The 25,191-nt window shown below is 59.0% G+C and carries 24 protein-coding genes; 10 read left to right on the top strand and 14 right to left on the bottom strand.

The annotated features are described in order from the left end of the window. Positions 1-60: 60 nt before the first annotated feature. The 4 genes from BDE40_RS07895 to BDE40_RS07880 all read left to right on the top strand — a co-directional run bounded on the left by BDE40_RS07895 (position 61) and on the right by BDE40_RS07880 (position 6,305). On the top strand, positions 61-1,035 hold the full coding sequence (locus BDE40_RS07895) for a carbon-nitrogen hydrolase family protein (protein WP_134013984.1): 975 nt from the start codon (positions 61-63) through the stop codon (positions 1,033-1,035). Between the two features lie 66 nt (positions 1,036-1,101). Then, positions 1,102-3,843, top strand: coding sequence for an aminotransferase class I/II-fold pyridoxal phosphate-dependent enzyme (locus BDE40_RS07890; RefSeq protein WP_134013982.1), 2,742 nt, complete (start codon positions 1,102-1,104; stop codon positions 3,841-3,843). 23 nt (positions 3,844-3,866) lie between these two features. Further along, positions 3,867-5,324, top strand: coding sequence for a biotin carboxylase (locus tag BDE40_RS07885; protein ID WP_134013980.1), 1,458 nt, complete (start codon positions 3,867-3,869; stop codon positions 5,322-5,324). A 9-nt stretch (positions 5,325-5,333) separates the two neighbouring features. Further along, on the top strand, positions 5,334-6,305 hold the full coding sequence (locus tag BDE40_RS07880; RefSeq protein WP_134013979.1) for a C45 family autoproteolytic acyltransferase/hydrolase: 972 nt from the start codon (positions 5,334-5,336) through the stop codon (positions 6,303-6,305). 281 nt (positions 6,306-6,586) lie between these two features. On the opposite strand, the gene BDE40_RS18380 is transcribed toward BDE40_RS07880, so the two are convergent. The 8 genes from BDE40_RS18380 to BDE40_RS07840 form a co-directional block, all read right to left on the bottom strand. After that, positions 6,587-7,642: a Hint domain-containing protein gene (locus BDE40_RS18380; RefSeq protein WP_246030391.1), complete on the bottom strand. Its 1,056-nt coding sequence runs from the start codon at positions 7,640-7,642 to the stop codon at positions 6,587-6,589. Between the two features lie 122 nt (positions 7,643-7,764). Then, positions 7,765-8,907 carry a M23 family metallopeptidase gene (locus BDE40_RS07870; RefSeq protein WP_246030433.1) on the bottom strand — a complete coding sequence of 381 codons (1,143 nt, stop codon included), beginning with the start codon at positions 8,905-8,907 and terminating at the stop codon, positions 7,765-7,767. A 78-nt stretch (positions 8,908-8,985) separates the two neighbouring features. Continuing rightward, positions 8,986-9,639, bottom strand: a complete 654-nt coding sequence (locus BDE40_RS07865; RefSeq protein ID WP_134013975.1) for a protein-L-isoaspartate(D-aspartate) O-methyltransferase — start codon at positions 9,637-9,639, stop codon at positions 8,986-8,988. Further along, positions 9,636-10,421 (bottom strand): 5'/3'-nucleotidase SurE, encoded by a 786-nt coding sequence (gene surE / locus BDE40_RS07860; RefSeq protein ID WP_134013973.1) that lies wholly within the window; start codon positions 10,419-10,421, stop codon positions 9,636-9,638. The genes BDE40_RS07865 and surE overlap by 4 nt, the downstream gene beginning before the upstream one ends. Positions 10,422-10,482: 61 nt before the next feature. After that, on the bottom strand, positions 10,483-11,187 hold the full coding sequence (locus tag BDE40_RS07855) for a hypothetical protein (protein WP_134013971.1): 705 nt from the start codon (positions 11,185-11,187) through the stop codon (positions 10,483-10,485). Next, positions 11,184-11,753 carry a histidine phosphatase family protein gene (locus BDE40_RS07850; RefSeq protein WP_134013969.1) on the bottom strand — a complete coding sequence of 190 codons (570 nt, stop codon included), beginning with the start codon at positions 11,751-11,753 and terminating at the stop codon, positions 11,184-11,186. The genes BDE40_RS07855 and BDE40_RS07850 overlap by 4 nt, the downstream gene beginning before the upstream one ends. Positions 11,754-11,759: 6 nt before the next feature. Further along, a complete protein-coding gene (gene serS, locus BDE40_RS07845) occupies positions 11,760-13,049 on the bottom strand; it encodes a serine--tRNA ligase (RefSeq protein WP_134013968.1) in 1,290 nt (429 codons plus the stop codon). A gap of 77 nt (positions 13,050-13,126) precedes the next feature. Next, positions 13,127-13,834, bottom strand: coding sequence for a hypothetical protein (locus BDE40_RS07840; protein WP_134013967.1), 708 nt, complete (start codon positions 13,832-13,834; stop codon positions 13,127-13,129). A gap of 144 nt (positions 13,835-13,978) precedes the next feature. Between BDE40_RS07840 and yajC the strand changes: the two genes are divergently transcribed. The 5 genes from yajC to BDE40_RS07820 are packed head-to-tail and all read left to right on the top strand — an operon-like array spanning position 13,979 to position 18,048. Beyond that, positions 13,979-14,299, top strand: a complete 321-nt coding sequence (yajC, locus tag BDE40_RS07835; RefSeq protein WP_121021294.1) for a preprotein translocase subunit YajC — start codon at positions 13,979-13,981, stop codon at positions 14,297-14,299. Between the two features lie 3 nt (positions 14,300-14,302). Further along, the gene (gene secD, locus BDE40_RS18375) at positions 14,303-15,973 is read left to right on the top strand and encodes a protein translocase subunit SecD (protein WP_246030390.1); all 1,671 of its coding nucleotides are present in this window, start codon (positions 14,303-14,305) and stop codon (positions 15,971-15,973) included. 3 nt (positions 15,974-15,976) lie between these two features. Then, complete coding sequence (secF, locus tag BDE40_RS18370) at positions 15,977-16,945, top strand: protein translocase subunit SecF (RefSeq protein WP_246030389.1); 969 nt, start codon at positions 15,977-15,979, stop codon at positions 16,943-16,945. After that, entirely contained in the window at positions 16,938-17,690 is a 753-nt protein-coding gene (locus BDE40_RS07825) for a sulfite exporter TauE/SafE family protein (protein ID WP_134013966.1), read from the top strand. Before secF ends, BDE40_RS07825 begins: the two co-directional genes overlap by 8 nt. A gap of 4 nt (positions 17,691-17,694) precedes the next feature. Next, the gene (locus BDE40_RS07820) at positions 17,695-18,048 is read left to right on the top strand and encodes an Mth938-like domain-containing protein (RefSeq protein WP_134013964.1); all 354 of its coding nucleotides are present in this window, start codon (positions 17,695-17,697) and stop codon (positions 18,046-18,048) included. Here the strand turns inward: BDE40_RS07820 and BDE40_RS07815 are convergent. From BDE40_RS07815 to BDE40_RS07795, 5 genes are all read right to left on the bottom strand, one after another. Further along, complete coding sequence (locus tag BDE40_RS07815) at positions 18,035-18,595, bottom strand: flavodoxin domain-containing protein (protein ID WP_134013963.1); 561 nt, start codon at positions 18,593-18,595, stop codon at positions 18,035-18,037. The genes BDE40_RS07820 and BDE40_RS07815 overlap by 14 nt on opposite strands. 136 nt (positions 18,596-18,731) lie before the next feature. Then, entirely contained in the window at positions 18,732-19,166 is a 435-nt protein-coding gene (locus tag BDE40_RS07810; protein WP_134013961.1) for a VOC family protein, read from the bottom strand. A 10-nt stretch (positions 19,167-19,176) separates the two neighbouring features. After that, positions 19,177-20,079, bottom strand: a complete 903-nt coding sequence (locus BDE40_RS07805) for a DUF817 domain-containing protein (RefSeq protein WP_134013959.1) — start codon at positions 20,077-20,079, stop codon at positions 19,177-19,179. Between the two features lies 1 nt (position 20,080). Next, on the bottom strand, positions 20,081-21,433 hold the full coding sequence (locus BDE40_RS07800) for a surface lipoprotein assembly modifier (RefSeq protein ID WP_162848055.1): 1,353 nt from the start codon (positions 21,431-21,433) through the stop codon (positions 20,081-20,083). A gap of 25 nt (positions 21,434-21,458) precedes the next feature. Next, positions 21,459-22,412, bottom strand: coding sequence for a hypothetical protein (locus tag BDE40_RS07795; RefSeq protein ID WP_134013955.1), 954 nt, complete (start codon positions 22,410-22,412; stop codon positions 21,459-21,461). A gap of 251 nt (positions 22,413-22,663) precedes the next feature. On the opposite strand from BDE40_RS07795, the gene thyX reads away from it, so the two are divergent. Continuing rightward, positions 22,664-23,569 (top strand): FAD-dependent thymidylate synthase, encoded by a 906-nt coding sequence (gene thyX / locus BDE40_RS07790; RefSeq protein WP_134013953.1) that lies wholly within the window; start codon positions 22,664-22,666, stop codon positions 23,567-23,569. Positions 23,570-23,777: 208 nt separating this feature from the next. Here thyX and BDE40_RS07785 read toward each other — a convergent pair whose 3' ends face one another. After that, on the bottom strand, positions 23,778-25,157 hold the full coding sequence (locus tag BDE40_RS07785) for an ISNCY family transposase (protein ID WP_121027988.1): 1,380 nt from the start codon (positions 25,155-25,157) through the stop codon (positions 23,778-23,780). Between the last annotated feature and the right edge of the window lie 34 nt (positions 25,158-25,191).

The raw sequence follows: 25,191 nt of genomic DNA, 5'->3' as shown, positions 1-25,191 counted from the left end.
TGAAACAATGAGATGGACGACCCCGATGGGACGCCTCTGTTTTCACGGAGTATTCAAGACATGACCCCTTTCGCAATTGCAGGCGTGCAAATGTACGTCAATGCCCTTCAGCCCAATGTTGACGGCATGATGCAGCGCCTTGATGTGCTGATGATGCGCTTTCCATGGACCCAAATGGTGTTGTTCAGCGAGCTCGCGCCGTTTGGACCTTTGGAAAAATTCAAGCTCCCGCCCGAAAACGACGTTATTGATCGGTTCTGCGAGGCCGCTCGCCGCCACAAGATCTGGCTGATCCCCGGCTCGATGTTCTTGACGAATCCAGAGGACGGTAAGGTTTACAATACGTCTCTGGTTATCAATCCAGATGGCGAGGTCATTCGCCGCTACGCCAAGATGTTCCCATTCCTCCCCTACGAGGCGGGTGTCGCTGCGGGCACGGATTTTTGCGTCTTTGATGTGCCAGATGTGGGTCGCTTTGGGTTGTCGATCTGCTACGATATGTGGTTCCCCGAGACGACCCGTCAGCTTACCTCACAAGGCGTGGAAGTGCTGTTGCACCCGGTCTTGACCGGCACAACTGACCGCGACGCGGAGCTTGCCATCGCGCGGGCGACCGCAGCTCAGTTCCAGTGTTATGTCATTGACGTCAATGGATTGGGCGCCGGCGGTGTCGGCAAGTCACTCGTCGTTGACCCAACATCTCTGGTCTTGCATCAGTCGGCGGGTCAAGAAGACATGTTCCCGATCGAGGTCGATCTGTCGATGGTGCGCCGCCAACGCGAGACGGGCATGAAAGGTCTGGGTCAGGTCCTCAAAAGCTTCCGCGATCGGCCCACAGATTTCTCTGTCTATGACCGCACCAGCGGCACGGACGCATTCTTGAACACGCTTGGGCCCCTTCAGGTGCCTCATCAGGGGTCCCGCGCAGGGTTGCATGTAGATGTACCAGCCAGCGCTGAGGCCGAAATATTTGACCGCGAACCGAAACTGGGGTTCGGGGTTTCGCCCGCGATGGGCAAGACACCAGGTAACTAAAACAGAGGGTCTGCGGCATAAAGTTGCGGGTTCATCGTGTTTTAGCCCTAATTGGGAGAAGAACCGATGGATTCCGTCAGCGACTATTATTCCGCGACCCAACTTCGCGCCGACAGATGGAGCGCTTTGCGTGAGGCCGTGACGTCTCTGTGTCGTGAGCAAAATGCCAAGAAAGCCGCGTCCATTAAGGTTCGCGTCGCCGATCTGTTCAGTTCGCTTGCGCTGATTGAACCGTATTGGGCATTTCCCGGAATGTCTGCATTTGACCACATGCGCCGCCAGTTTGAACATGGTAATTTTGACGATCTGTCATTCACCGTAAACCGGGTCAAGCGCGCGCTCACCTCGGGGGCATATCGCCGCCGCAGCATCCCGCTTGACCGTGACAGCACCGATGACGAAGAACACAACGACGAGGCACTGCTGTCGCCCGAAGCCCGCGCCATGGCCCGCCCCTACTTCGAGGTTCTGATCGTCGACAACGTCAACGACCAACAAGAGCGCTGGCTAAAAAGCAATGTCGCGCGCATGCGCCGCCCCGAGGACCCGTTTCACTACGAAGCCGTCGTCGTCCCCAGTCTTGAGGATGCCTTGATCGCAGTGCTTTTCAACCACAACATTCAGGCGATTGTTGTACGCCCCGGACTGGCTCTGAAATCCAAGAACGAGAACGAAATCCTTGGAAAGTATATCACCAATGCCAGCGAAACCGGCGAAATCGAGGCCATGCTGCCCGAGGACTACGGCCCGGAACTGTGCCGCCTCATCGCCCGCGTCCGCCCAGAATTGGACGCCTATCTGGTGACCGAGCGTTCTGTCGAAGACATCGCCGGACTTGATTTGGGAATTTGTAGGCGGGTTTTCTACAACCAAGAAGACTTTATGGAGTTGCATCTCAACATTTTGCGCGGCGTTGCTGCTCGCAACAAGACTCCGTTCTTTACGGCGCTGGTTGAGTACTCCAAACAGCCAACCGGCGTCTTCCATGCGATGCCAATCAGCCGCGGTAAGTCCATCACCCGATCCCACTGGATTCAGGATATGGGTGCGTTCTACGGCCCCAACATCTTCCTCGCCGAAACCTCAGCCACGTCCGGTGGTCTCGATAGTCTGTTGGAACCACAGGGACCTATCAAGGAAGCTCAAGAACTGGCCAGCCGAGCCTTCGGATCCAAGCAGACTTTCTTCGCCACCAATGGCACATCGACCTGCAACAAGATTGTGGTGCAGGCCGTGGTACGACCCGGCGACATCGTTCTGGTGGATCGCGACTGCCACAAGTCGCATCACTACGGCATGGTGCTGGCGGGCGCCGAAGTTGTCTATCTCGACAGCTACCCCCTGAACGAATATTCCATGTACGGTGCCGTGCCTCTTAAGGAAATCAAGCACCAGTTGCTGGCTCTTAAGGCGGCGGGAAAATTGCATCGGGTACGCATGCTTTTGCTTACCAACTGCACGTTCGACGGCTTGGTTTATAATGTAGAGCGGGTGATGGAGGAATGCCTGGCGATCAAGCCCGACCTCGTGTTCTTGTGGGATGAGGCGTGGTTTGCCTTCGCACGGTTTAGCCCCACCTACCGCCAGCGTACCGGGATGCGAACCGCCAACAACCTGCGGGTTCGGCTGCGGACTGAAGCACACAAGCGGGCCTACGAGGCGCAACAGTTGGAGCTGGCCGACGCCACGGACGAGACGTTACTCAATACGCGGCTGATCGCCCCGCCCGATGCGAGGATCAGGGTTTACGCCACACAGTCGACCCACAAAACTCTGACCTCTTTGCGCCAAGGCTCAATGATCCATATCAACGATCAGGACTTCAAAGGCGAAGTGGAGCAGTCATTTCACGAGGCGTATATGACCCATACGTCGACCTCGCCCAACTACCAGATCATCGCATCATTGGACGTGGGTCGCCGACAGGTGGAGTTGGAAGGCTTCGAGTTTGTACAACGCCAGATCGAGGCCGCCATGTCGATGCGCAAGGCGATCAGCAGTCATCCCCAGTTGCAGAAGTATTTCAAGGTTTTGACCGCAGGTGACATGATCCCCGAACAACACCGCCAAAGTGGAGTGACCAGCTATTTTGATAACGATCAGGGCTGGACGGATATGTGGGATTGCTGGGAGCAGGACGATTTTGTGCTGGACGCAACCCGCGTCACCTTGGCCGTGGGGGGCACGGGATGGGATGGCGATACATTTAAAACAAAGATATTGATGGATAAATACGGCATCCAGATCAACAAAACCTCGCGCAACACGGTCTTGTTTATGACCAACATCGGCACGACACGCTCCTCGGTGGCCTATCTGATCGAGGTCTTGGTCGAGATCGCAAACGAGCTGGACGATTTGCTCGATGATGCGTCCAAGATGGAGCGAATATCGTTTGATCGCCGGGTTAAAAACCTGACGGAAACCTATCCACCGCTGCCTGACTTCAGCAGGTTCCACGACGCGTTCCGGCCTGATCACGTGACGCCGGAGGGGGACATTCGCACCGCCTATTATCTCAGCTACGAGGAGACCAACTGCGATTATCTGGAGCTTGACGGCTCGCTGCAGGAGGCACTTGATGCAGGCCAAGAAGTTGTCTCGGCGGGATTCATCATACCCTATCCGCCAGGATTTCCGATCCTGGTGCCCGGGCAGGTCGTAAGCCAGGAAATTCTAGCATTCATGCTGGCGCTCGACGTCAGCGAAATCCACGGCTACCGCCCCGATCTGGGGCTACGGGTATTCACGCCAGAGGCATTGGCCGCCTTGCCGAAGGCGAAATCACTTCAAGCCACCGCCAAATAAACAAGAACAAGAAAGGGACGACTATGCCAACAGTGCTCAAAAATATCTCGGAGATCCGCCGGTTCTTCCACCGTAACGAGGATCCCATCTACTTTATTTCGGCCACGAACTTTAACCTTCTGGGTCTCGACGAATGGGTCAAGAACTTCAAATATATCTGCTACATCGACTGTTACGGCGGCAAGCACCCCAACGTGTTCTGTCCGTCAGAGCAGCCCCATGCTGAATTCCAGTCCATCGAGGACATCAACAACTATCTGCTTCAGCACAAGGAAGTCATCGACTTCATAAAGCGGCGCGGCGGCAAGCCCAAATTCGTGTTTCTGATGTTCGACGAAGAGACCGAACGGCTGTCCAAAGAGCTGGGCGCGGACGTTTGGTTTCCAAAAGCCAAGCTGCGCACGAGCATGGACAACAAGATCGAGACCGTGCGCATTGGCAACAAGGCGGGCGTGCCGTCTGTGCCGAACGTGCTGGCGGAGGTGAAGGACTACGACGACCTACGCGCCACCTGCGAGAAGGCGGGCATCGGGCATGATCTGGTGTTGCAATCGGCGTTTGGCGATAGTGGTCACACGACGTTCTTCATTAAATCCGAGGCGGACTTCCGCCGTCACGAGCATGAGATCGTAGGCGAGGGTGAAATCAAGATCATGAAGCGCATCGACTGCCGCGGATCCGCTATCGAGGCGTGTGCCACCAAGGAAGGCACGATCGTTGGCCCGCTGATGACCGAACTTGTCGGTTTTAAAGAACTGACACCCTATCGCGGCGGCTGGTGCGGCAACGAAATCCTGTCCACCGCCTTCCCGCCGAAGGTGCGCGAAAAGGCCCGTGACCTGACTTTCAAGTTCGGTGAACAGCTGCGCAAAGAAGGCTACCGTGGCTACTTTGAGTTGGACTTCCTGATTGACAAAAAGACAGGCGATTTGTGGCTGGGAGAGCTGAACCCGCGCATCACTGGTGCGTCGTCCATGACGAACCACGCGGCGTTCGCTCATGCGGACGCGCCGTTATTCCTGTTCCACCTGCTTGAGTTCTCGAAGAAGAAATTTGATCTGGATGTGGACGAGTTGAACGATCGTTGGGCCGACCCCAACATGATCGATAGTTGGTCTCAGATGGTGATCAAGCACACCGATGACGGCGTGGACATCTGCACAGAGTCGCCGGAAACTGGCATCTACAAGATGCTCGAAGACGGTAGTGTCGTGTACGACCGCTTCGATTATCACCGCCGCGCAGTCGAGTCCGAGAACGAAGCGTTCTTCCTGAGAATTTTGCAACCGGGCGACTACCGATACGAGGGGGCAGACATTGGGATTCTGGTGACGCGGGGGCGCTCCATGACCAAGAGTTTCCAGCTGAACGAACGAGCCAAAAAATGGATCCACGGGATCAAGAAAACCGTGGACGGCAAGCCGCTGCCCGTGGCAAATGCCGGTCCTGCGCTGGCTGATCCGGCGTTCAAGATTCTTTAAGGAGACGGCATGCATTGGCGCGCCCTCAGCGAAGAAGCGCCCGGTCCTAAATGGGCCGGGCTTTTCGCCGAATATTGGCCTGACTACAAACGTTGGTGGCTCAAAGAGGGGGATACTGCGCGCGCCAGTTATCTGGAAAGCAGGCGTGCCCTCAAAGAGCACATGCCCGAGATCGTGCCGCTGTATGATGACCTGTGCGATTTGGCAGGTGGTGGTGATCAGGCCGCGCGGTTTCTAAGCTTCTATTGCCCGCCGCCGTATCTTGCGGGTTGTAGCCAAGCGATTTGGCCGGGCAAAGAACCGGTCATGGTACGCAACTACGACTACAATCCTAACGCGTTTGACAGCTTGATCCTGCATACAGGTTGGCAGGGTCGACGGGTACTAGGCACCTCGGACGGGCTGTGGGGATTGGTCGACGGCATGAACGATGCGGGCCTAGCGATTTCCTTGACTTTTGGTGGGCGGCGCGTTGTTGGCGATGGCTTCGGGGTGCCACTGATTTTGCGATACGTGTTACAAACCTGTGCGACAGCGGAAGAGGCCGGCGCTGTGCTGGCTCGCGTTCCAACCCACATGAGCTACAACGTTACTGTCTTGGACGCCAAACGCCGCTATTTAACCGCGATGATGGCGCCCGACCGGCCTGCCGTCATCACCCATGCCGCTGTGGCCACAAACCACCAAGAGAATGTTGAATGGGTCAGCCACGCCCGGTTCACCGCCACGGTCGAGCGTGAGCGGTTCTTGCTGCAACGCTTGACGCTCCACCGCGACCCGGAGGAGAAGTTCATCGGTGCGTTTCTGAAGCCTCCGCTCTATTCCACAGCATTCGATGCTGGCTTTGGCACGCTATACACTGCCATATACCGGCCTCGGCTCCAACAGATGGAAGTCCGTTGGCCCGGCACTACGTGGAGCTTCGCGATGGATGATTTCAATGAAGGACGGCGGCAAGTCCAAATACCTGGCGCGGCTTGAAGGACAAAGTTCGATTGCGATGAAAAATTTGTCCACAAAAGCGTAAATGGCCCCACTGAAGATCAATATCTTCGTTAATCACTACAACCATCCTCACCAGCACCAGAGGTCAATAGACTTCAAGCCGGCCAGCGTCGACTTTGTATGTGACCCAGAGTATCAAAGTGGTGGATCAGAAAAGTCTGTCCATGAGCCGTCGATTTCTGTCACAGTCTTTTGGGTCCGGAAGCGGTCGTTGAATTCCCCAAGGCAAACGGTGGCAAAGTCCGCAAAGAGCGCCATCAGTTTAGCAAGCACGCCGCCTCGAACCCTTTCAGGCTCATATGCGCGGCGGGCATGACTGGGGCCGCCACGTGGGCCAGATCAGGGAAGAGGCGCAGTAACTCGTCGCGCGGGCCTTGGTCCAACGCGCCAAGGGCTTGCGGGCCGGGGTGGAAGCTCTCGGAAGCTGCCCCTTCAGCAAACACCACTTGGTGATCGTCGAACAGAATGTGGTGGTAATTGACCTTGCCGCCTTCGCGGACATAGATCGTATCGTCGTTCACAAGGTCTTTGGCCTTCACGAAGACTTCCGCCTCACCGAACAAAAGCTCGGCCTGCCAGCCCTCGATCAGCATGCGGTGCTGGGGCGAGACCACCAGATCGCGGTCGTTGCCAAGTGCGCCTTTGGTGATGACGACGGGGGCCAGATCGCCTGTCGCTTCGACGCGACGTCCGCCGGTCCATGTCAGTTCCTGAAGCCCGGCATCGCGGGTCATGACCATGTCACCGGGTTGCAGATATTGCACCTCGACGGGGCCATTTTCGGTCTCGATCAGGGTTCCGGCGGCGAAGCACACCACCTGCGCGCCAAGACCCGTATGGGGTGTCATGTTGTCGTTTTCGACAATGCCGCCAATGGTATAGTTGACGCCGGCAGGCGGCACGCCGTCAGGGAACACCAGATAATAGCCGTTTTCCGCAACCCCGCCGACGGTGTCTTGGACGTCGTCGTCGGTGTTCAAATCAACGTCGATGACGCCGATGCGATAAACGGTGCCGTCGGGCGCGGTGACTTGGAATGTGTAGTCCCAGATCGTCTGGTAATAGGTCCCATCGATCAGCGTAACTTGCTCGCCCACCCCGCCAAATTGCTCTTGGGCGCTGATTTGTTCGTTGGTCGGATCACCATTGTACTGGGTTGCGCCGTCGTTTTCGCGCACATGGAAGCTGGTGGATACGCCTGTCCAAGACCATGTCCCGCCCGACGGTGGGCCAAAGGCATAGTTATGCGCAGAGCCGTTGACCGTGCTCTGCGTGCCAAAAATGGCGTTGGAATATCCGTAGTAGATGGGCATTGGAGGCCCCGATCACTGTTTACGCTAAGTGAACAATGACCTCCAATTCGGGGTATTTACGGGCCGAATTGAGACGAAAGAGAGGAGTGTTTTTGCAAAGCTCCCCGCTTTCGCCTTAATTGCTACTTCAGGAATGGCGCCGGATCGACGCTTTCAAACCCTTCGCGCACTTCGAAATGCAAGAAGCTCGGGGAGCCCTTGCCAACTTTCGCAATGGTCTTGCCGCGCGAGACCTTATCGCCCTTTTTCACCGTAATATCCGAGATATTGGCATACACCGTCAGCAGGTTTCCGGCGTGGCGCAGCACCAGAATTGGCACCTGATCCGTGTCACGGGTGATCGCGGCGACCTCGCCATCGGCAGCCGCTTTGACCGGAGTTCCGGTGCTGGCCGAGATGTCGATGCCTTCGTTCTTACGTTTCTTGTATGGACGCAGCACGCTGCCGGACACCGGTGCCAGAAGTTTCGCCGTTTTGCTTGCTGCCGCAGGGGCTGCCGGTGTTGCGGCAGGGGCCGCGGCCGGTGTGACCTTTGGCGCGATCTTCTCGGCCGGAAGCGGTTTTGTCGCTGAGGGCGGTTGCGGGGTGGGGCTGCCAGCGCCGGGAGCCACAACCGCGGCCTCCTGAACCGGCGCTTTCACCGTTGGCGAGCCGTCCTTGGCCACGGGGATCAGCAGGTATTGACCCTCGCGGACCTCCAGATCGGGACCAAGCCCGTTCCATTCGGCAAGCGAGCGCGCGGACACGTTATACAGCCGCGAGATGGAGTAGGCGGTCTCACCACGACCCACCTGATGGCGAATGGGTTCCGGCCCGTCGATGCGTTTGCTGGCGGTGCCTTGCGGGACCTGTGATTGCGGCGCGCGCCCGATGGCGGTCGTCGCAATCTCGGTAATGTCAAGTGGCTTGGTGTTGCCACCCGTTGTAGGTGCGGTCGCAACCGTTCCGCGCAGGGCCAGAACCTCGCCTTTGTTCAGCTTGTCGTCGGGGCGCAGCCCGTTGTAGCTGGCCAATTCTTGCGGGTTCACCCCGATCCGGGCGGCGACCGAGGACACGGTGTCGCCACGTTCGGCCACGGCCACTTGGTAATTCGGGTAGGATATCACGCCCCTGTTGTCGGGGCTTGGCCGCGTGCCCGTCGCTTGGCGAGCCGCGCTGGACGTGTCCAAACCACCGGCAGTGCCGCGCAAATCCAGATCCAGATTGGCAATGCTTTGCCCGATCTGCCCGTCGCAGGCCGACAGCCCAAATCCCAGTGCCACCATAGGCAATATCTTGCTAAAACGCCTGCTGCGCATAATCTTCTTCCTCAATCCATGGCCCTTATGTCTGGGCCTTTTGGTTTAGTCCTGCCCCAAACCCTCTAGCAGAGGGACGAAGCGAACCGGCATTAGTTCTTCGTAGTCAAACCCTTGCGGGGTCTTTGTCACCTTGATCAGGCTTTGCACCGCGTCGGACTGCCCCACCGGCACAACCATGATACCGCCCTCGCGCAGTTGCGCCAAGAGGGGGCCGGGAGGATCTTCCGCGGCGGCGGTCACAAGGATGCGATCAAAGGGCGCTTGTTCGGGCAAGCCATAGCTGCCGTCACCGGTCACGATGGTGACGTTGTGGATGTCCAAGTCCTGAAACAGCTTGCGCACAGGGCGTGTCAGACGCGCATGGCGGTCGACGCTGTAGACGCGGCGGGCGAGGTGGCTCAACACCGCCGCTTGGTAGCCGGAGCCGGTGCCGACTTCCAACACCTTGTTGCGCGGCTGCACGTCCAGCGCCTGCGTCATCAACCCCACAACCGACGGTTGTGAAATGGTCTGGCCGCAAGCGATGGGCAGGGGCATGTCCTCATAAGCGCGGTCGGAGAATGTGCCGGTGACGAAGGCGCCACGGTCAACCTTCTCCATAGCGGTCAGAACCCGTTGGTCCATCACCCCCTTGGAGCGCAGCCCGTAGAGGAACTGCATTTTGCGTTCCGCCTCAGAGGTCGCCGCGTCATTCATGACAAGCGGCTCTCCAGATCGTCCAGCAAATCATGCGCCGTCAGGTCGCAGCGCATCGGCGTGACCGAAATCCAGCCGTCGATGTTCACCGTGGCATCCGTATTCTCGCCGGAGTCGGTGTTCTGCGGATTGCCCTTGATCCACAGATACCTGCGCCCGTTCGGCGGCATGTGGCTTTGCACACCCATTCCTCCGGTTTTCCGCAAGCCTTGGCGCACCACACGGGTGCCTTTGACGGCCGCGCCAGAAACGGGCGGAAAGTTGACATTGTAGAAGGTCTGGTAGCCGTCACCGCCCCAAATGCCGTTTTCAAGCAGGTTTTTGACAAGTGCCGCCCCATGCTGGGCTGACGCTTCGAACTGGTTTTTCAGCTTGGCATTGTCCGGGCCGAAATATTGCGACATGGCAATCGACTTCACCCCTTGCAGCGCGCCTTCCATGGCGGCCCCGATGGTGCCCGAATAAACGGTGTTCTCGGCAGAGTTGTTGCCTTTGTTAACGCCTGACAGGATCAGGTCCGGCTTGGCCAGTCCCATGACCTCGTGTACGCCCGCCAGCACGCAATCCGCAGGCGCGCCCTCGGCGGCGAAGCGGCGCTCGCCCAGCTCCACCAGCATGGTGGGGTGGGCGTAGTTGATGCAATGGGCGACGCCGGATTTCTCGAAGGCGGGGGCCACGGTCCAGACCTCTCCACCGGCACCAGCGACCTCGGTCGCGATCGCGTGAATGACCTCTAGGCCCGGTGCGTTGATGCCGTCGTCATTGGTAATCAGAATGCGCATGGAAGTGACCGCCCTTTTTTAGCCTAGCTTTAGGGAAAACTGGGCGGTCGGTAAAGCGGGGTCAGGCTTGGGCGCGCAACTGACGCAAGGCCAGTCCCGAAATTACAACAACTCCGGCCAGCGCAAACAGCGTGACGGACAAGGCCTCGGCTCCATTGCGGACCATGATGCCGACCAAGGCCCAAGCCAGCGCCAGCGCATAGGTCCAGATGCCGAAAGCTTGTTTTTGTACCAGCACGCCGATCAGCATCGCCACGCCAACCATCAGCAAGGCCCACATGACAGCGTTTCCGCCAATGCCATACCCAGCCCCCAGCAAGCCGATGGACACACAAGACGCCGCGGTCAGCCACCCTGCATATAACCCGACAGGCAAGGCAAATTCCCAAGCGGGTTTGATCGCGCGCCCCGCGACCAGCGCCCAGATCGCGGTCAGCAGCATGGCCCAGATCAACACGGTCGCCCAAATGACGGAAAGCGTCGCCACCTTGATCCAGAACGCCCCGATCGCGAGCGACGCGATTAGCGGCAAGCGCGCGGCCTCCCAAGCAGGGTTATCACGATGCTTCCAAATGCCGATCCCGGCGGAGACCAGCAACCACAGATAGATTACCGACCAGATGGAAAAGGCGTATCCTGACGGCTGCACGGGGGCGTCGTCTTGCGGGATCGGGAATTGGTCAGGCCGGAAGCCCGCAAATCCTTCGGTAACAAGCGGCGAAACCACAAACGCTATCGCCGCGATCAGTACTGCCCAAGCCTTCATAAGTCTTCCATCCTTCTCCAGCCCGCGTCTGGCTTATGCCCGACTTTCCAGTCGAACACCTGCCCACCCCCCGGGCCTTGGTCGTAGCGGCGGTCGATCTCTACCCCGCGCAGGGCGCAGAGCAGCAACGTGCCAACCCCGCCATGCCCCACAAATAGCGCGTCACCAGAGATGTCCAGCAATGCGGATTGCACGGCTTCAACGATCCTCGCCTGCGCCGCACGGGCAGTTTCCCAACCCCGCACGCTGACATCCGGTTCCTCGAAAAAGTGATCTGCTGTGGCCTCGAACTCGGCAGGGGGCAAAAACCCCGTGGTGGAGCGGTCATTTTCTCCCATGTCCGCGCAAGTCACCAACGGACAGCACAGGGCATCCGCCATAGGGCGGGCGGTCTCCAATGCCTTCACCTCCAAGGAGGAATACACAACGCCGATATCAGGCAGCCCGCGCGCGACAAGCGCAGCAACCCGCGCATGGCCGATATCCGAAAGCCCCCACGCCTCAATCGCCACATCAGGATCAATGCGAACCTGCGGGTGGCTGAGGTAATAGGCGCGACGGGCCAAGGTCGCCTAGATCAGCGTGCCGAACGGGTCCAGCGTGGTTTTGCCGCCCAGATACGGGTGCAGCGCCACGGGGAGTTCCACAGAGCCATCCGCCTGCTGACCGTTCTCCAGCACAGCAATCAGGCACCGCCCGACTGCAAGGCCGGAGCCGTTCAGCGTGTGCACATATTCAGGCTTGCCACCATCTGCAGGCTTGAACCGCGCGTTCATCCGCCGCGCTTGGAACGCACCACAGACCGAAATCGAGCTGATCTCGCGATATAATTGCTGCCCGGGCAGCCAAACCTCAATGTCATGGGTGCGCTGCGCGCCGAAACCCATGTCGCCGGTGCACAGCACCACCGTGCGGAACGGCAGAAGCAGCGTCTCAAGGATGCTCTCGGCGGCGGCAGTCATGCGGTCCAGCTCCGACCGCGAGTCCTCCGGCTTGGTGATCGACACCATCTCGACCTTCTCGAACTGGTGCTGGCGCAGCATGCCCGACGTGTCACGCCCCGCGCTGCCCGCTTCGGAGCGGAAGCATTGCGAGTGCGCGCACATGCGCATCGGCAGCTTGGCCTCGTCCACAGTCTCACCGTTGACGATGTTGGTTAACGTCACCTCGGAGGTCGGGATCAGCCATTGGCCGTTGGTCGTTTGGTAGCTGTCCTCGCCGAACTTCGGCAACTGGCCCGTGCCATACATCATCGCCTCGTTCACCAGAACGGGGGTCCATGTCTCGGTCAGGCCGTTCTCGACATGGGTATCCAGCATGAACTGCGAAAGCGCGCGGTGAAGACGTGCCACAGCGCCCTTCAACAGCACAAAGCGCGAGCCGGACAGTTTGGCCGCTGTCTCAAAATCCATCCCCGGCACGACGCCCGGCAGCTCGAAATGTTCTTTCGGAGCAAACGGAAAGCGGCGCGGGGTGCCCCATCGGTTGATCTCGACGTTGTCGTCCTCGCTGTCACCTTCAGGGACGCCCTCCATCGGAAGATTGGGCAGGCCCATCAGCAATTCGGTCAGCTTGTCGTCTTCCAGCTTGGCCTCGTCATTCAGACGCGCCACTTCGGCTTTCTTCTCGCCCACCAGAGCGCGCAGGCGTTCAAACTCGGCCTCATCGCCTTTGGCCTTCGCCGCGCCGACTTCCTTGGAGGCGGCGTTCTGTGCGGCCTTGGCCTCCTCGGCGGCGCTGATCTTGGCGCGGCGGGCGGCGTCGATGGCCAGAACGTCGGACGAGGACACATTCGATTTGCGCTGCTTCATGGCGGCGTCAAAGACCTCTGGGGTCTCGCGGATCATGCGGATGTCGTGCATGGGATCAGTCCTCGTTTAATGTTATCTGCGCGCTGCTTATGGCCGCTTTCAAGTGGTTTGAAAAGTGGGGGCGGCGCTCAAGTTCCGTAGACTTGCAGATGTAGCACGCGAAGCCCGTGCGCTTCCGCTTCGCGATAGACGGACGCGAGGGTTTTGAGGAAGCCAAAGCTGTAGCCCAATGCCCCGATCAGGTTACAGCGTGGGGCATGGGCCTCGCCCAACTCCTCCACTGCCAGGGGTCCGTCGCCGGGGTAAAAACCGCCCTCGGGGCTGACTTCGAGCAATGTGCGCAGCACATCGCCCGTCAGGCTGAAGTCAGCCACGGATTGTTCAAGATGAGCGTGGGTCTCGCGGTGTTTGCCCGCCATGAAGCTCGTGTCACTGGCTGCTGGCAGAAACTTCGATGAGCTCTCAAGGATTTTTTCCATTTCCCGACGCAGATCTGGCAATAGTCGTTCCGGCGCAGCCTCGATAGCCTTCAACAGATCGGCGACGGCCTGCGCATGGCCCGGCTTGCTCACGCGGTAGACAATGCAGGGGCGCTCTTCGTAGTCGTTCAAAGCCTCAAGCAAGCGCACATCGCAAACATCATTGTAGCACCGCGCAATAAGCGGCAGGTAGACGTTTTGCTCATAGCTGTAGCTTTTGAACTCAATCGGATCATCCCCTGTCATATGGATGTCGGTAAGCGCTGCAAATGCGTCGTCGTCGGTGGCAGCGTTGATCAGCAAGTCGGTCAGATCAGAGCCGCGTGTATAAAGTTTTTCGGTTGTGAAGTCGCCCATGTCGCTCACCCTTTAAATTTAAATCAATCACCCAATATTGTTAAGCTAGCCGGATACGATCTACGTTGCACCCCATCCAGCCCACGGATAGGGTGCGCCGCAACTGACAAAGGCCGTTTTGGCCCACAAACAAAAGGACTGCAGATGTTCGTCACACCTGCCTACGCACAGGCCGCCGGGGGCGCAGGAAGCGCTTTCACTTCGTTTATCCCCCTCATCCTGATTTTCGGGATCATGTATTTCCTGCTGATCCGCCCTCAGCAAAAGAAACTGAAAGACCACCAAGCCATGGTCGAGGCCGTGCGTCGGGGCGATCAGGTGATCACCCAAGGCGGCATCGTGGGCAAAGTGTCCAAGGTCAAGGAAGACGGCGAAGTTGAAGTCGAAATCGCTGATGGCGTCAAAGTCCGCGTGATCAAGTCGACTTTGGCATCTGTGGTCAGCAAAACCGAACCGGCGAAATAAACCATGCTTCAGATGTCTTCCTGGCAGCGGGTTATGATCCTGCTGACGGTGCTTGTGGGGTTGGCGTTGGCGTTGCCCAACGGCTTCTATCCGACCGTTGAAAAGCACAACGACGCCGTAACCGCGCTGGACGCGGGGGCGGCGGCCACTCCAGAGCTTACGGCGGACGCCGCCGGCTGGCCGGGGTTCCTGCCGTCGGGGCTGGTCAATCTGGGTCTCGACCTTCGGGGCGGGGCGCATTTGCTGGCCGAGGTGAATGTGGAAGACGTCTATGACAGCCGTATGGACGGCTACTGGCCGGAGGTGCGCGACGCCTTGCGTGACGCCCGCGATACCGTGGGCACCATCCGCCGCCAGAACGCGGCCCCCGGAACGCTGAGCGTCAAAATCTCGAACCCCGCCGGAATGCAGGAGGCCATCCGCCTTGTGCGTGAACTGGCGACCCCTGTGGTCAGTCTGACAGGTGCGGGCAGCAACGACATCGAAGTGTCGGGGCAGGGCGACATCCTGACGGTGACGCTGTCGGATGCGGAACGTGTTGCCACCGACGACCGCACCATGCAGCAATCGCTCGAAATCATCCGCCGCCGCGTGGACGAAGCCGGCACCCGCGAGCCGACCATCCAGCGCCAAGGCGATCGCCGCATCCTTATTCAGGTGCCGGGCATCGGCTCCGCCACCGAGCTTAAAGAACTCATCGGCACCACCGCCAAGCTGACCTTCCATCCCGTTATCACACGCACGACCAACCCGAACGAACGCGTGTCGGGCCGCCAAATTCTGGTGCCCTCCATCGACCCTCAAGAGCAGGGGACCTTCTACATTCTGGAGCAAACCCCCGTTGTGACAGGCGAGGATCTGGCCAACGCGCAGCCCGCATTCGATCAAAACGGCAGCCCCTCCGTGACCTTCCGCTTCGACACATCCGGTGGCCGCAAGTTCGGCATCTTCACCAGCGAAAATGTCGGCGCACCGTTTGCCATCGTGCTGGACAACGAGGTCATTTCCGCCCCCGTCATCCGCGAGGCGATCCTCGGTGGCTCCGGCCAGATCAGTGGCAACTTCACCGTTGAGGAATCCACCAACCTCGCCGTGCTGCTGCGCGCTGGCGCGTTGCCCGCCGAAATGACCTTCCTTGAAGAACGCACCGTCGGGCCTGAATTGGGTCAAGACAGCATCGACGCGGGCAAGATCGCCTGCATCATCGCCTTCATCGGCGTGCTGGTGTTTATGTTCTTTAGCTACGGCACCTTCGGCATCTTCGCCAATATCGCGCTGATCATCAACGTGGGCCTGATCTTCGGCCTGCTGTCCCTGATCGGGGCCACGCTGACCTTGCCGGGTATCGCGGGTATCGTGCTGACCATCGGTATGGCGGTCGACGCCAACGTGCTGGTGTTCGAGCGTATCCGCGAGGAGCTGAAAACCTCCAAAGGCCCCGCCCGCGCGATCGAGCTGGGCTACGAGAAGGCCCTGTCGGCCATTCTCGACGCCAACGTCACCACATTCATCGTGGCCGTTATCCTGTTCGTGATGGGCTCCGGCCCTGTTCGCGGCTTCTCCGTGACGCTGGGCCTTGGCATCATGACATCGGTGTTCACCGCGATCTACGTGACGCGTCTGATCATCGTGTTCTGGTTCGAACGCCGCCGCCCCAAACAGATCGAGGTCTAAGCCATGCGATTGAAACTCGTCCCCTCCGAGACATCTTGGGATTTCTTCGGCAAATGGAAGCTCTGGCTGGGCATCTCCGCCGTGCTTATCGTGATCGGCTTTGCGTCCTTTCTGATCCAGGGCCTCAACTACGGTATCGACTTCCGTGGCGGTACAACGATCCGCACCGAAAGCGCGCAACCTGTGGATGTCGCCGCTTACCGTGCCGCACTTGAGCCTGCGGGCTTGGGCGATGTGTCGATCACCGAGGTGTTCGATCCGACCTTCGCCGATGACCAGAACGTCGCCATGGTCCGTATCGAAGCCCAAGAGGGCGACGAGTCGGTCACCGCCGAAACCATCGCCGCGGTCGAGGCGGCCTTGCAAACTGTTGATCCGCAGATCAGCTTCCCGTCGGTTGAATCCGTTGGCCCCAAAGTCTCGGGTGAGTTGATCCAGACCGCCGCCATCGCCGTGATCCTCGCGATCACTGCCGTGCTGATCTACATCTGGCTGCGTTTCGAGTGGCAGTTCGCCGTCGGTGCCGTGATTGCCCTTGTGCATGACGTGGTGCTGACGCTCGGTATCTTCTCGGAGCTGCAAATCAAGTTCGACCTCGCCATCATCGCGGCCCTGCTGACCATTGTCGGCTATTCGATCAACGATACCGTGGTGGTCTTCGACCGCGTCCGTGAGAACCTGCGCAAGTACAAAACCAAGGACCTGTCCGAGGTGCTGAACCTGTCAATCAACGAGACCCTGTCGCGCACCATGATGACCTCGGTCACCACTTTGCTGGCGCTGATCGCGCTATTCGTTCTGGGCGGCGACGTGATCCGTGGCTTCGTCTTCGCGATGATCTGGGGCATTATTGTCGGGACATACTCGTCGATCTTCGTGGCCTCCACGATCCTGCTGTTCCTTGGCGTCAAGCGCGACTGGTCCAAGAAAGACCCGAACGCGGGCGGGCAATACGCCAACATAGATGCTTGATTTTCTGGCTCCGGCTCTTGCCCAACCGGGCTTGGGCTGGGTCACCTGCATCACCATCATCGCGGGCATCGTCTACGGCTTTGCAGGCTTCGGTGCTGCGCTGATCTTCATGCCGGTCGCAACAATCTTCTGGGTGCCGGAACTGGCCGTCGCATCCTTCTCCGTCTCCGCCCTTGCGTCCTTGGTCACGCTGGTTCCACGCGCTTGGCCGCAAATGGACCGACCGTCCGTGCTGACAATGATAGCCTTCTTCGTGCTCGGCGCACCTATCGGCATTTACCTTCTGCGCACCAGTGACGTCACCCATATCCGCTGGGCGGTGCTGATCGTGGCCGCTATAACCCTTGCCGCGTTGATGAGCGGTTGGCGGCAAAAACTGTCGTCACTGCGCAGCACGCAAGCGGGCATCGGGGTCGCCACCGGCTTCATCGGCGGGGCAACTGGGCTCTTGGGTCCGGTGATGCTTCTCTTCCAACTCAGCGGCTCCGAGCCGGTCGCACGGGTCCGCGCGAACTCACTGGTGTTCCTGACCATCAGCAGCCTGCTGCTGCTGCCCAGCATGGCGTTGCAAGGCATCCTGACCACCGAGGCCATTATTCTTGGCGTGATCCTGCTGATCCCCTACGGTATCGGGGCCAAGCTGGGACAGGCGATCTTCATTCCGCGTTTTGAGGTATTTTACCGCAATATAGCTTATGCCATAATCGCGGCGGCCATCCTTATGGGCCTGCCACTCTGGGACTGACACCATGCGCCTGACCGAAATCACCTATGACATCGCCCCCCCGATTGACGGCTACGGTCCGGGGTTCTTTCGTATCGGTGGCGAGGTGGTGCAGGGCGGTCAGTTGCTGCTGCCGACCGAGCGCTTTGAATGGGGCGGCTTCGACGACCGCGAAACGATCCTGAGCCGCGCCAAGCTGCTCGACGTGTTGTTCATCGGTACCGGCCCCGAGATCACCCATATCCCCAAAGCCCTGCGCGACGCGCTGGACGAGGTGGAGATCGGCGTGGAGCTGATGGCAACCCCAACGGCCTGCCGCACCTACAACGTGCTGCTCTCCGAGGGCCGCCGCATCGGGGCCGCCCTCATTCCGGTTTAGAAGCTGTGCTCCAGGCGTTCGCAGGGGCGTCGATGAACCCCGCCACGCTGGCCTTCAATGCGTCCCAATCGGTGAACTCGTGGCTCTCTGCGCCGGGATCGAACTCGCGGTTGCGCAGCACCACATGGCGCAGCACCTGGCTGGCATAGTAGTCGTAGCGGTGGTTGCGTACAGCGCCTGCCACCAGCGCAACCGTCCGCGGCTTTACACCCGTGCGCAGCATCATCTCGTCGACATAGTCTTGCGCCTCTTCTCGCCCTTCCGGAAACGCCGCGTTCATGCTGATCGACAGCAGCAACGTGTCGCGCGCATTCAGGTCCCGATGCACCGAGGTGATCAGCGTCTCGAACGGCTTGGGGTGACGTCGCTCATGCACGGGGGCTGCCAGTATGACTTTGTCGATGCCGTCAAACGACACATCCACCAACTTGTCCGCCGCATCGACCAGCCGCGTTTCGTGGCCTGCGGTGTTGAGCTGGGCCTCGATAAATCGGGCGACTTTTCCCGTCTGCCCCTCGATGGTCGCGTAGATGATTAATACAGTCATGCGTGCCTCCTCCCAAAAGCGCTCGGCCGATTGAATGGCCAATTGCTACCATGCGGGCGGGGCAGGGTGCTTTGTTCAAGATCAAAGTCACGGACGGTTGCCTTGGCCGCGCTTTTGGCGGGCCAAGGCAGCAGGCTTACCAGTGTCCGGTGTTTTCCATCGACGCCCAAGGCTCTTGGGCGGGCAGGGCATCGCCCATCTGCAGCAGCTCGATCGAGATGTTGTCGGGCGAGCGCACAAACGCCATATGCCCGTCGCGTGGGGGGCGGTTGATGGTAACGCCCGCATCCTTGAGCTGCTGGCACATCTCGTAGATATTCTCGACGCGGTAGGCGAGGTGGCCAAAGTGCCGCCCGTCAGACGGCAAGCCGTCATCGCCATCCCAGTTGTAGGTCAGCTCCACATCGGCGTGCCCGTCGGCCTGATCCGGTGGGCACAGGAACACCAGTGTGAACCGCCCGCCTTCGTGATCCGTACGGCGGCGCTCGATCAGGCCAAGCACTTTGTAAAATTCGATCGACTTATCCAGATCCTTGACGCGGACCATGGTGTGCAGAAACTCGACTTTCATCAGGGACTCCTTATTGCTGTCCCTGATAGTCTAGCGCCTCTGGCGCGGATGGCGAGGGCCGAAGCTCCGGCTGAACGGCGTGGCGCGACAATGCCTTGCGCGACACCAACGTGACGGTCACAAACGCCACCCACAGCAGCAGGTACCACGATCCCATCTTGGCAAAGCTGACCATCTGCAACGCTGACTGCCCCGCATAAATCCATGTGCCTGTCATGGTGCCGACGTTTTCGGCGATCCACACCACGAAGGCACATAGGAACGCGGCGACTGGCATCGGCATCCAGCGCGGGGATTGGCCCGCGTAGAACCATATGCGGGTGCGGGCGAACAAGATCAGCGACGCCGCGAACAGCCCCAGCCGGATGTCGATCGTGTAGTGATGCGCAAAGAAATTCACGTAGATGGCGGCACCAAAGACGAACGTCACCCACAAGGGCGGGTAGGGCGCAAAGCGCATGTGGAAAATCCGGATAACCCGCGCGATGTAGCTGCCGATGGAGGCATACATGAACCCCGAAAACATCGGCACGCCGCCCAGCACGAACAATCCCGGCTCAGGGTAAGACCATGATCCCATGCGAATTTTGAACAGCTCCATCGCGGTGCCGGTGATGTGGAACAGCAAGATCACCCGCGCTTCGTCCCATGTCTCCAGCTTGAAATAGAGCATGGCAATCTGCGTGGTCACCGCGAAAATGAACAGCCCGTCATAGCGCTGCAACGCCCAGTCGTCCTGCCAGACCAGCTTGGTCCCGATCAACGCAATAATAAACAGCAGCCCGAACAAGGCCGCCCAGCCCTGCTTGAGGAAAAACATGAGCAGCTCGCCCATGCCCCCTTGCATCCGCGTGCGAACAAAGTCGCCAAGCGCGCGCTCTAGGCGGCGGGTCGTGGGGAGGCGCTCGGTCATGTCAGAAGGTCGACCGCAACCCGAGTTTCACGCCAAGGTCCTCGACGTCGAACTGTCCCAGCGTCGACGTCGTGCGCTTTGCACTGACTTCCGCGGTGGGGGCGAACCCCATATAGTCGAGGTTGTTGAAGATCATCGTGGCCGAGGCGCTGACGGTGTCGTCCTCACGCCTCGCGAAGGGGAATTGTGCGCGGTCAAAAGACTTTTGTTCATACCCAAGTGACAATTCCAGGTTGGTGGATGCAAAGATCGGTTTGCCATGTGCATAGCGGATACGCGCGCCGAAGGTTTCTTGCGCGATGGCGGTGGATTTCGACGAAGTGTCACTGGCATACCCAGTCACCCAAAGGCTGCTGCCGCTTTTTAGACCATGCGCCCAAGTGGTTGAAAAGTTTACGACATCAGCCGACCGAAGTGCTGCATCCTGCCGCCATTGTCGCTCTGCCCCAAGATTGAAACTCAGGCTTGATCTGTCACCCGACCGGATTTGTCGGCCCAAGCCAACACCGGCGAAGCGCGTCAGGACAGAGCCGCCATACCAGTTTTGCCCCGTCTTAACATACAGGCTCGTCGCGCCTTTCCGGTCCGCATCAGGCCTGCTTGCTGACAGGCTGAACTGGAGTTGGTGAAAGGCATAGTCGGAACCGGACACATTGGGGGCAGTGGCCTTGGCGCTCGACGACAACGTATAGTGTTTCGCGTCGACTGCGGCACCGGCAGTTAAACTCCAAGCGCCGCTTTGCGGCAGTTTGTAGGACAGGGATGCGCCGAGCGAATACTCAACGCCGGACAAGGCCTGTGCGTCGCCACTCAGCGTAAATGGCAGGCCGAAAATTTCTATCGAGTCCGATTTGGAGCCGTTGTTGATGTTGGAGGATGGTGCGACTGACACATCAAGGGACAGGGCGAGGGGGCTGGTACCGCGTACATGGCGCAAATCTCGCACAGCGGTGGATTTCAACTTGTCGTTCGGTGCGACCTCGGCCGCGCGTCTCAGCCACAACTGGGCCCCGATCTTGTTGCCGGAGGAGGAAATCGCCTGCGCGGTAAGCATCGCTGCCGTGAAGCGGTCTTCGGAGGTCGTTGCCGCTTTCCACGCGCGCTTTCCTGCATGTTTGGCTTGCTGGCTGTTATCCAGAAGCCGTTCTGCACGGGATAGGATAAGCAGCGCCTTTACGTCCTCGGCATCGCGCTGAAGCAAGGCCAGAGCAATTTCCTTGGCGGCAAGCGGTTGTTTTTGCAGCAGAAGACGAAAGCCTAGGTCACGGCTTTCGGCAATGGAAATCACCGTGGGCGCGGTCTGGCCCGCGGTGCCCGCCAAAACAAGTACTTGTGAAACCAGCAGCGCCCGCATCCCCCGAGCAAGGCACTGCCTGATTTTATTGGGCAACCAGCAAAACACCCAGCTCGCGCACATCTACACCCGGAATGACCGGGTCGGTAGGCGTTGCGCCGGGGGTGGAGGGGGTGGTGCCGTTGAGAATCACATAGGCAGCGATTTCATTCCCGGTCGGACCGCCGAACACGCCCTCCCATGTGCCGCTAAGCAGGCCGTCTTGCGAGCTTGCACCGCTTTCGTTAATAGTCTGGGTCGGGCGGTCGATAAGCGCCTCTGCAAGGCTGACATTGGACAGGCTTCCCAAGAAGGTCCCGTTCACGTCGTAGACGTTGCGATTGGAAATGGAGCCGACGATGTCACCAGTGACGTCGAAGTCACCATAGTCAACGCGCACAAGTGCGTCGCCGGTAACCAAAGTGATCCCCGGAACGGTGCCCGTGGTGTCCAGATCATTGTCGATCTCGCGAATGCCCGAATAGGAGCCGGTATAGTTGAAAATGCCAGCCACAGGCAGCGACACTGGCGTGCCGGAACGCCGGATCACTGCGCCGGCGTTCCCGATGGAGCCGCGATATTGCGGGGACGCCGCGACGCCACCTTCAACGTCGGCCGTCGCGGATTGGTTGAACACCGCAAAATACTGAAGGCGGCCCTCAAGATTGCGTTCGGTGTTTTGATAAAGGCCCCAGCCATTGGGTAGGGTACCCGTGCGGTCATATTCGCCGGTCGTCGTGTCAAACGGGATATTGTTGATCACCAGCTGGTCATCCGACGGGTCACCGGCGACATTCTCGCGAAACTCGATGCTGTTCGCCACCAGTCCGACCGATCTGTCGAAGGCAAACTTCTGGCCGGTGACGACATTCGGGTCCGTCGGATCGACGTCGGTATCAACCGTGCCACCCGTCACCGGATTGTCGCCAGAACCGCCGCACGCAATCAGCGCGGAAACGGAAAGAATACCAAAGGCCTTCACGGCGGAATTAAGGATCATAGCTATATCTCACTGCCCGAATATGCGCTCTCGGCGCGTTTTGTAGGAAAGTCCGTTGATGGCGGTCAAAAGTCAACGACCCAGCGGCAGCATTTGGGGGCGAATTTGTCGAGTGTTGCTAAACAATCGCCCGATGGTGCGGCGAATTGGGATTACCCTGTGGATAACGCTAACATCATCTTGATGCGAAGCCCCCTTGTGACGCAATATGTGGCCTCAACCCTCGAATCCCCTTACGCCGGAGTGCCGCAATGCCCATTTCCCCAGATCAAGCTCAGGAAATCGCCGACGCGCGGTCCCAGCAAAACACCACCATGCGCGCCACCGTGCCGGGGATGGAGGCGCATCTCTACACCGCCCACGAGGTGCTCGACCACGGCTTCATCCGCGTCATTGACTACATGGGCGACGACAGCGCCATCTGCCAAGCCGCCCGCGTCTCTTACGGCAAGGGCACCAAGTCGGTGCAAAACGACGAAGGCCTGATCCGCTACCTGATGCGCCACTGGCACTCCACGCCCTTCGAGATGTGCGAGATCAAGCTGCACGTCAAACTGCCCGTCTTCGTCGCCCGCCAGTGGATCCGCCACCGGACCGCCAACGTCAACGAATACTCCGCCCGCTATTCGATCCTCGACCGCGAGTTCTACATCCCCGCGCCCGAGCATATCAACGCGCAGTCCGTGGTGAACAACCAAGGCCGCGGCAAAATCCTTGAAGGGGAGGAGGCCGCCCGCGTCTTGGAAATCCTCAAAGCCGACAGCACGCGCGCTTACGACAACTACGAGGCGATGATCTCCGACGACGGCCAAGACGGCCTCGCCCGCGAACTGGCCCGCATGAACCTGCCTGCGAATATCTATACGCAATGGTACTGGAAGGTGGACCTCCACAATCTGTTTCACTTCCTGCGCCTGCGTGCAGATAGCCATGCGCAGTATGAAATAAGGGTTTACGCCGACGCGATTTGTAACGTCGTCGCCGACTGGGTCCCCGCCGCATACTCCGCCTTCGAGGACTACCGCTTGGGCGGCGCGCAACTGAGCGGCAAAGCCGTCGACTGCGTCCGCCGGATGCTGAAAGGCGAGGAGGTCACACAGGAAACCTCCGGCATGAGCAAGGGGGAATGGCGGGAGTTTCAGGGGGTTATTGGGTGAGTGAACTAGGAAAACTCTCAGAAATCGACCTTCTAAGATTTGTCGATGAAGTTGATAGAGAGATTATCAACTCAAATTATACTCCCGCGCAAAGACAATTTCATACTGTTACCGAAGTGTAAACGCCAACCTGAAATGTCAGCGATTGCGCAAAGCAGAAGTGTCACCAAGGGCGCCAACGGTAGCGCAGCCTGACAGAGTGTAGACCTCACACATCGGAGGTCTGGCTGGCTGCGCGGGCTTCACGGTCCGCGCGTTTTTGGGCGTAATACGCGTCCATCTTCGAAGGGCGTCCGGGTGAACGGCGTCCTGTCTTCTTATACCCGTTCTTGGCGCTCACAGGTTTGACCTTCACCGTCAGAGAGGCTTTGTCCTGTTCGTCTTTGATGTGGGCCAGCACAGCACCGAGACGTTTGTTCTCTGTGATCGCGGCATGCGTTATCCTGCGCTCTGGGTTCAGGATCATATGGGGCAGGGCAACGCCTTTGGCGCGAACTTGAATGCGTCCGTCTGCCATCTCGTAGACATCGATGTATTTACCGACGAGGCCGCGCGTCAGATCGTTGACCTCAAGCTTGATGCGTTTGCGATCATACTTGAGCGTCAGATCCTTCGTGACATAGCGTTTGTCGCGCAGGCAGAACACCTCCGCTAGGCGTTCAGGTTCGATGTTCAGAGCGCGATGCAGGTTGTCGGGCTTGGCAGGAGCCTTTGCAAACTTGGTGTTGAAGCGCTTCATGAACCCCGACAGGAATGCGTTGCCGTCATCCATGTTCGAAACGCCGGCGAGGCGTAGCTCTTTCACCAACCGATCCTGCAACGTGCGATTTGCACGCTCGACACGACCTTTGGCTTGGCTGCTGTTTGCACATAGAATTTCTACGTTTAGCTCTGCCAGGGCACGCCCAAATTGGGTCATTCCGGTCATGTGTTCATTGGGCTTTGCCACGCGGAAGACCGAGTGCTTGTCGCTGTAAAAGGCGACCGGCCGGCCATGTTTGAGCAAGTAGCGTTCCAACGCGCCGAAGTAGCTGAAGGTGCTTTCCGATTGCACAAACTGAAGTTCCATCAACATGCTGGTTGCATCGTCAATGAAAACGAGAAGGGTGCAGGGATCTGCCCGATCCTCGAACCAGCGATGGTCAGACCCGTCGATCTGGATCAACTCGCCGTAACATTCCCGGCGCAATCGAGGTTGGTGGAACGTGCGCCGTTGTTTGCGCGACAGCCAGATACCATCTTCCTGCATCCACTTGCGCAGCGTCTCTCGTGAGACTTTGAAGCCGTGATGTTCCACTAACATCTCAGCAGCGAGCGTCGGGCCAAAATCCGCATAGTTCTCTTTGACTATCGCCAACGCAAAGTCGCGCTTTGCCTTATGAATCTTGTTGTTTGGGGTCTTGCCGCGCGCACGGTGACGGATCGCTGGCGCGCCGTCAGTTCGATATCGCTTCAGCAGTCTGAACATCTGGCGCTTCGTCACATCCAGCATGTTGGCGCCGTTCTCAACGCTCAGCCGGCCATCATCAACCTGCGCCAAAACCTCTATGCGATTTAACTCGCGCTCGCTCATCATCACCCATCCCATGTCCAATCTCCCGTTGCTCACTTGAACAAGAGAG

Origin of the sequence: Litoreibacter halocynthiae (assembly GCF_004365635.1) — a bacterium.
Classification (GTDB): domain Bacteria; phylum Pseudomonadota; class Alphaproteobacteria; order Rhodobacterales; family Rhodobacteraceae; genus Litoreibacter; species Litoreibacter halocynthiae.
This window is presented reverse-complemented; position numbering and strand designations above follow the sequence as displayed.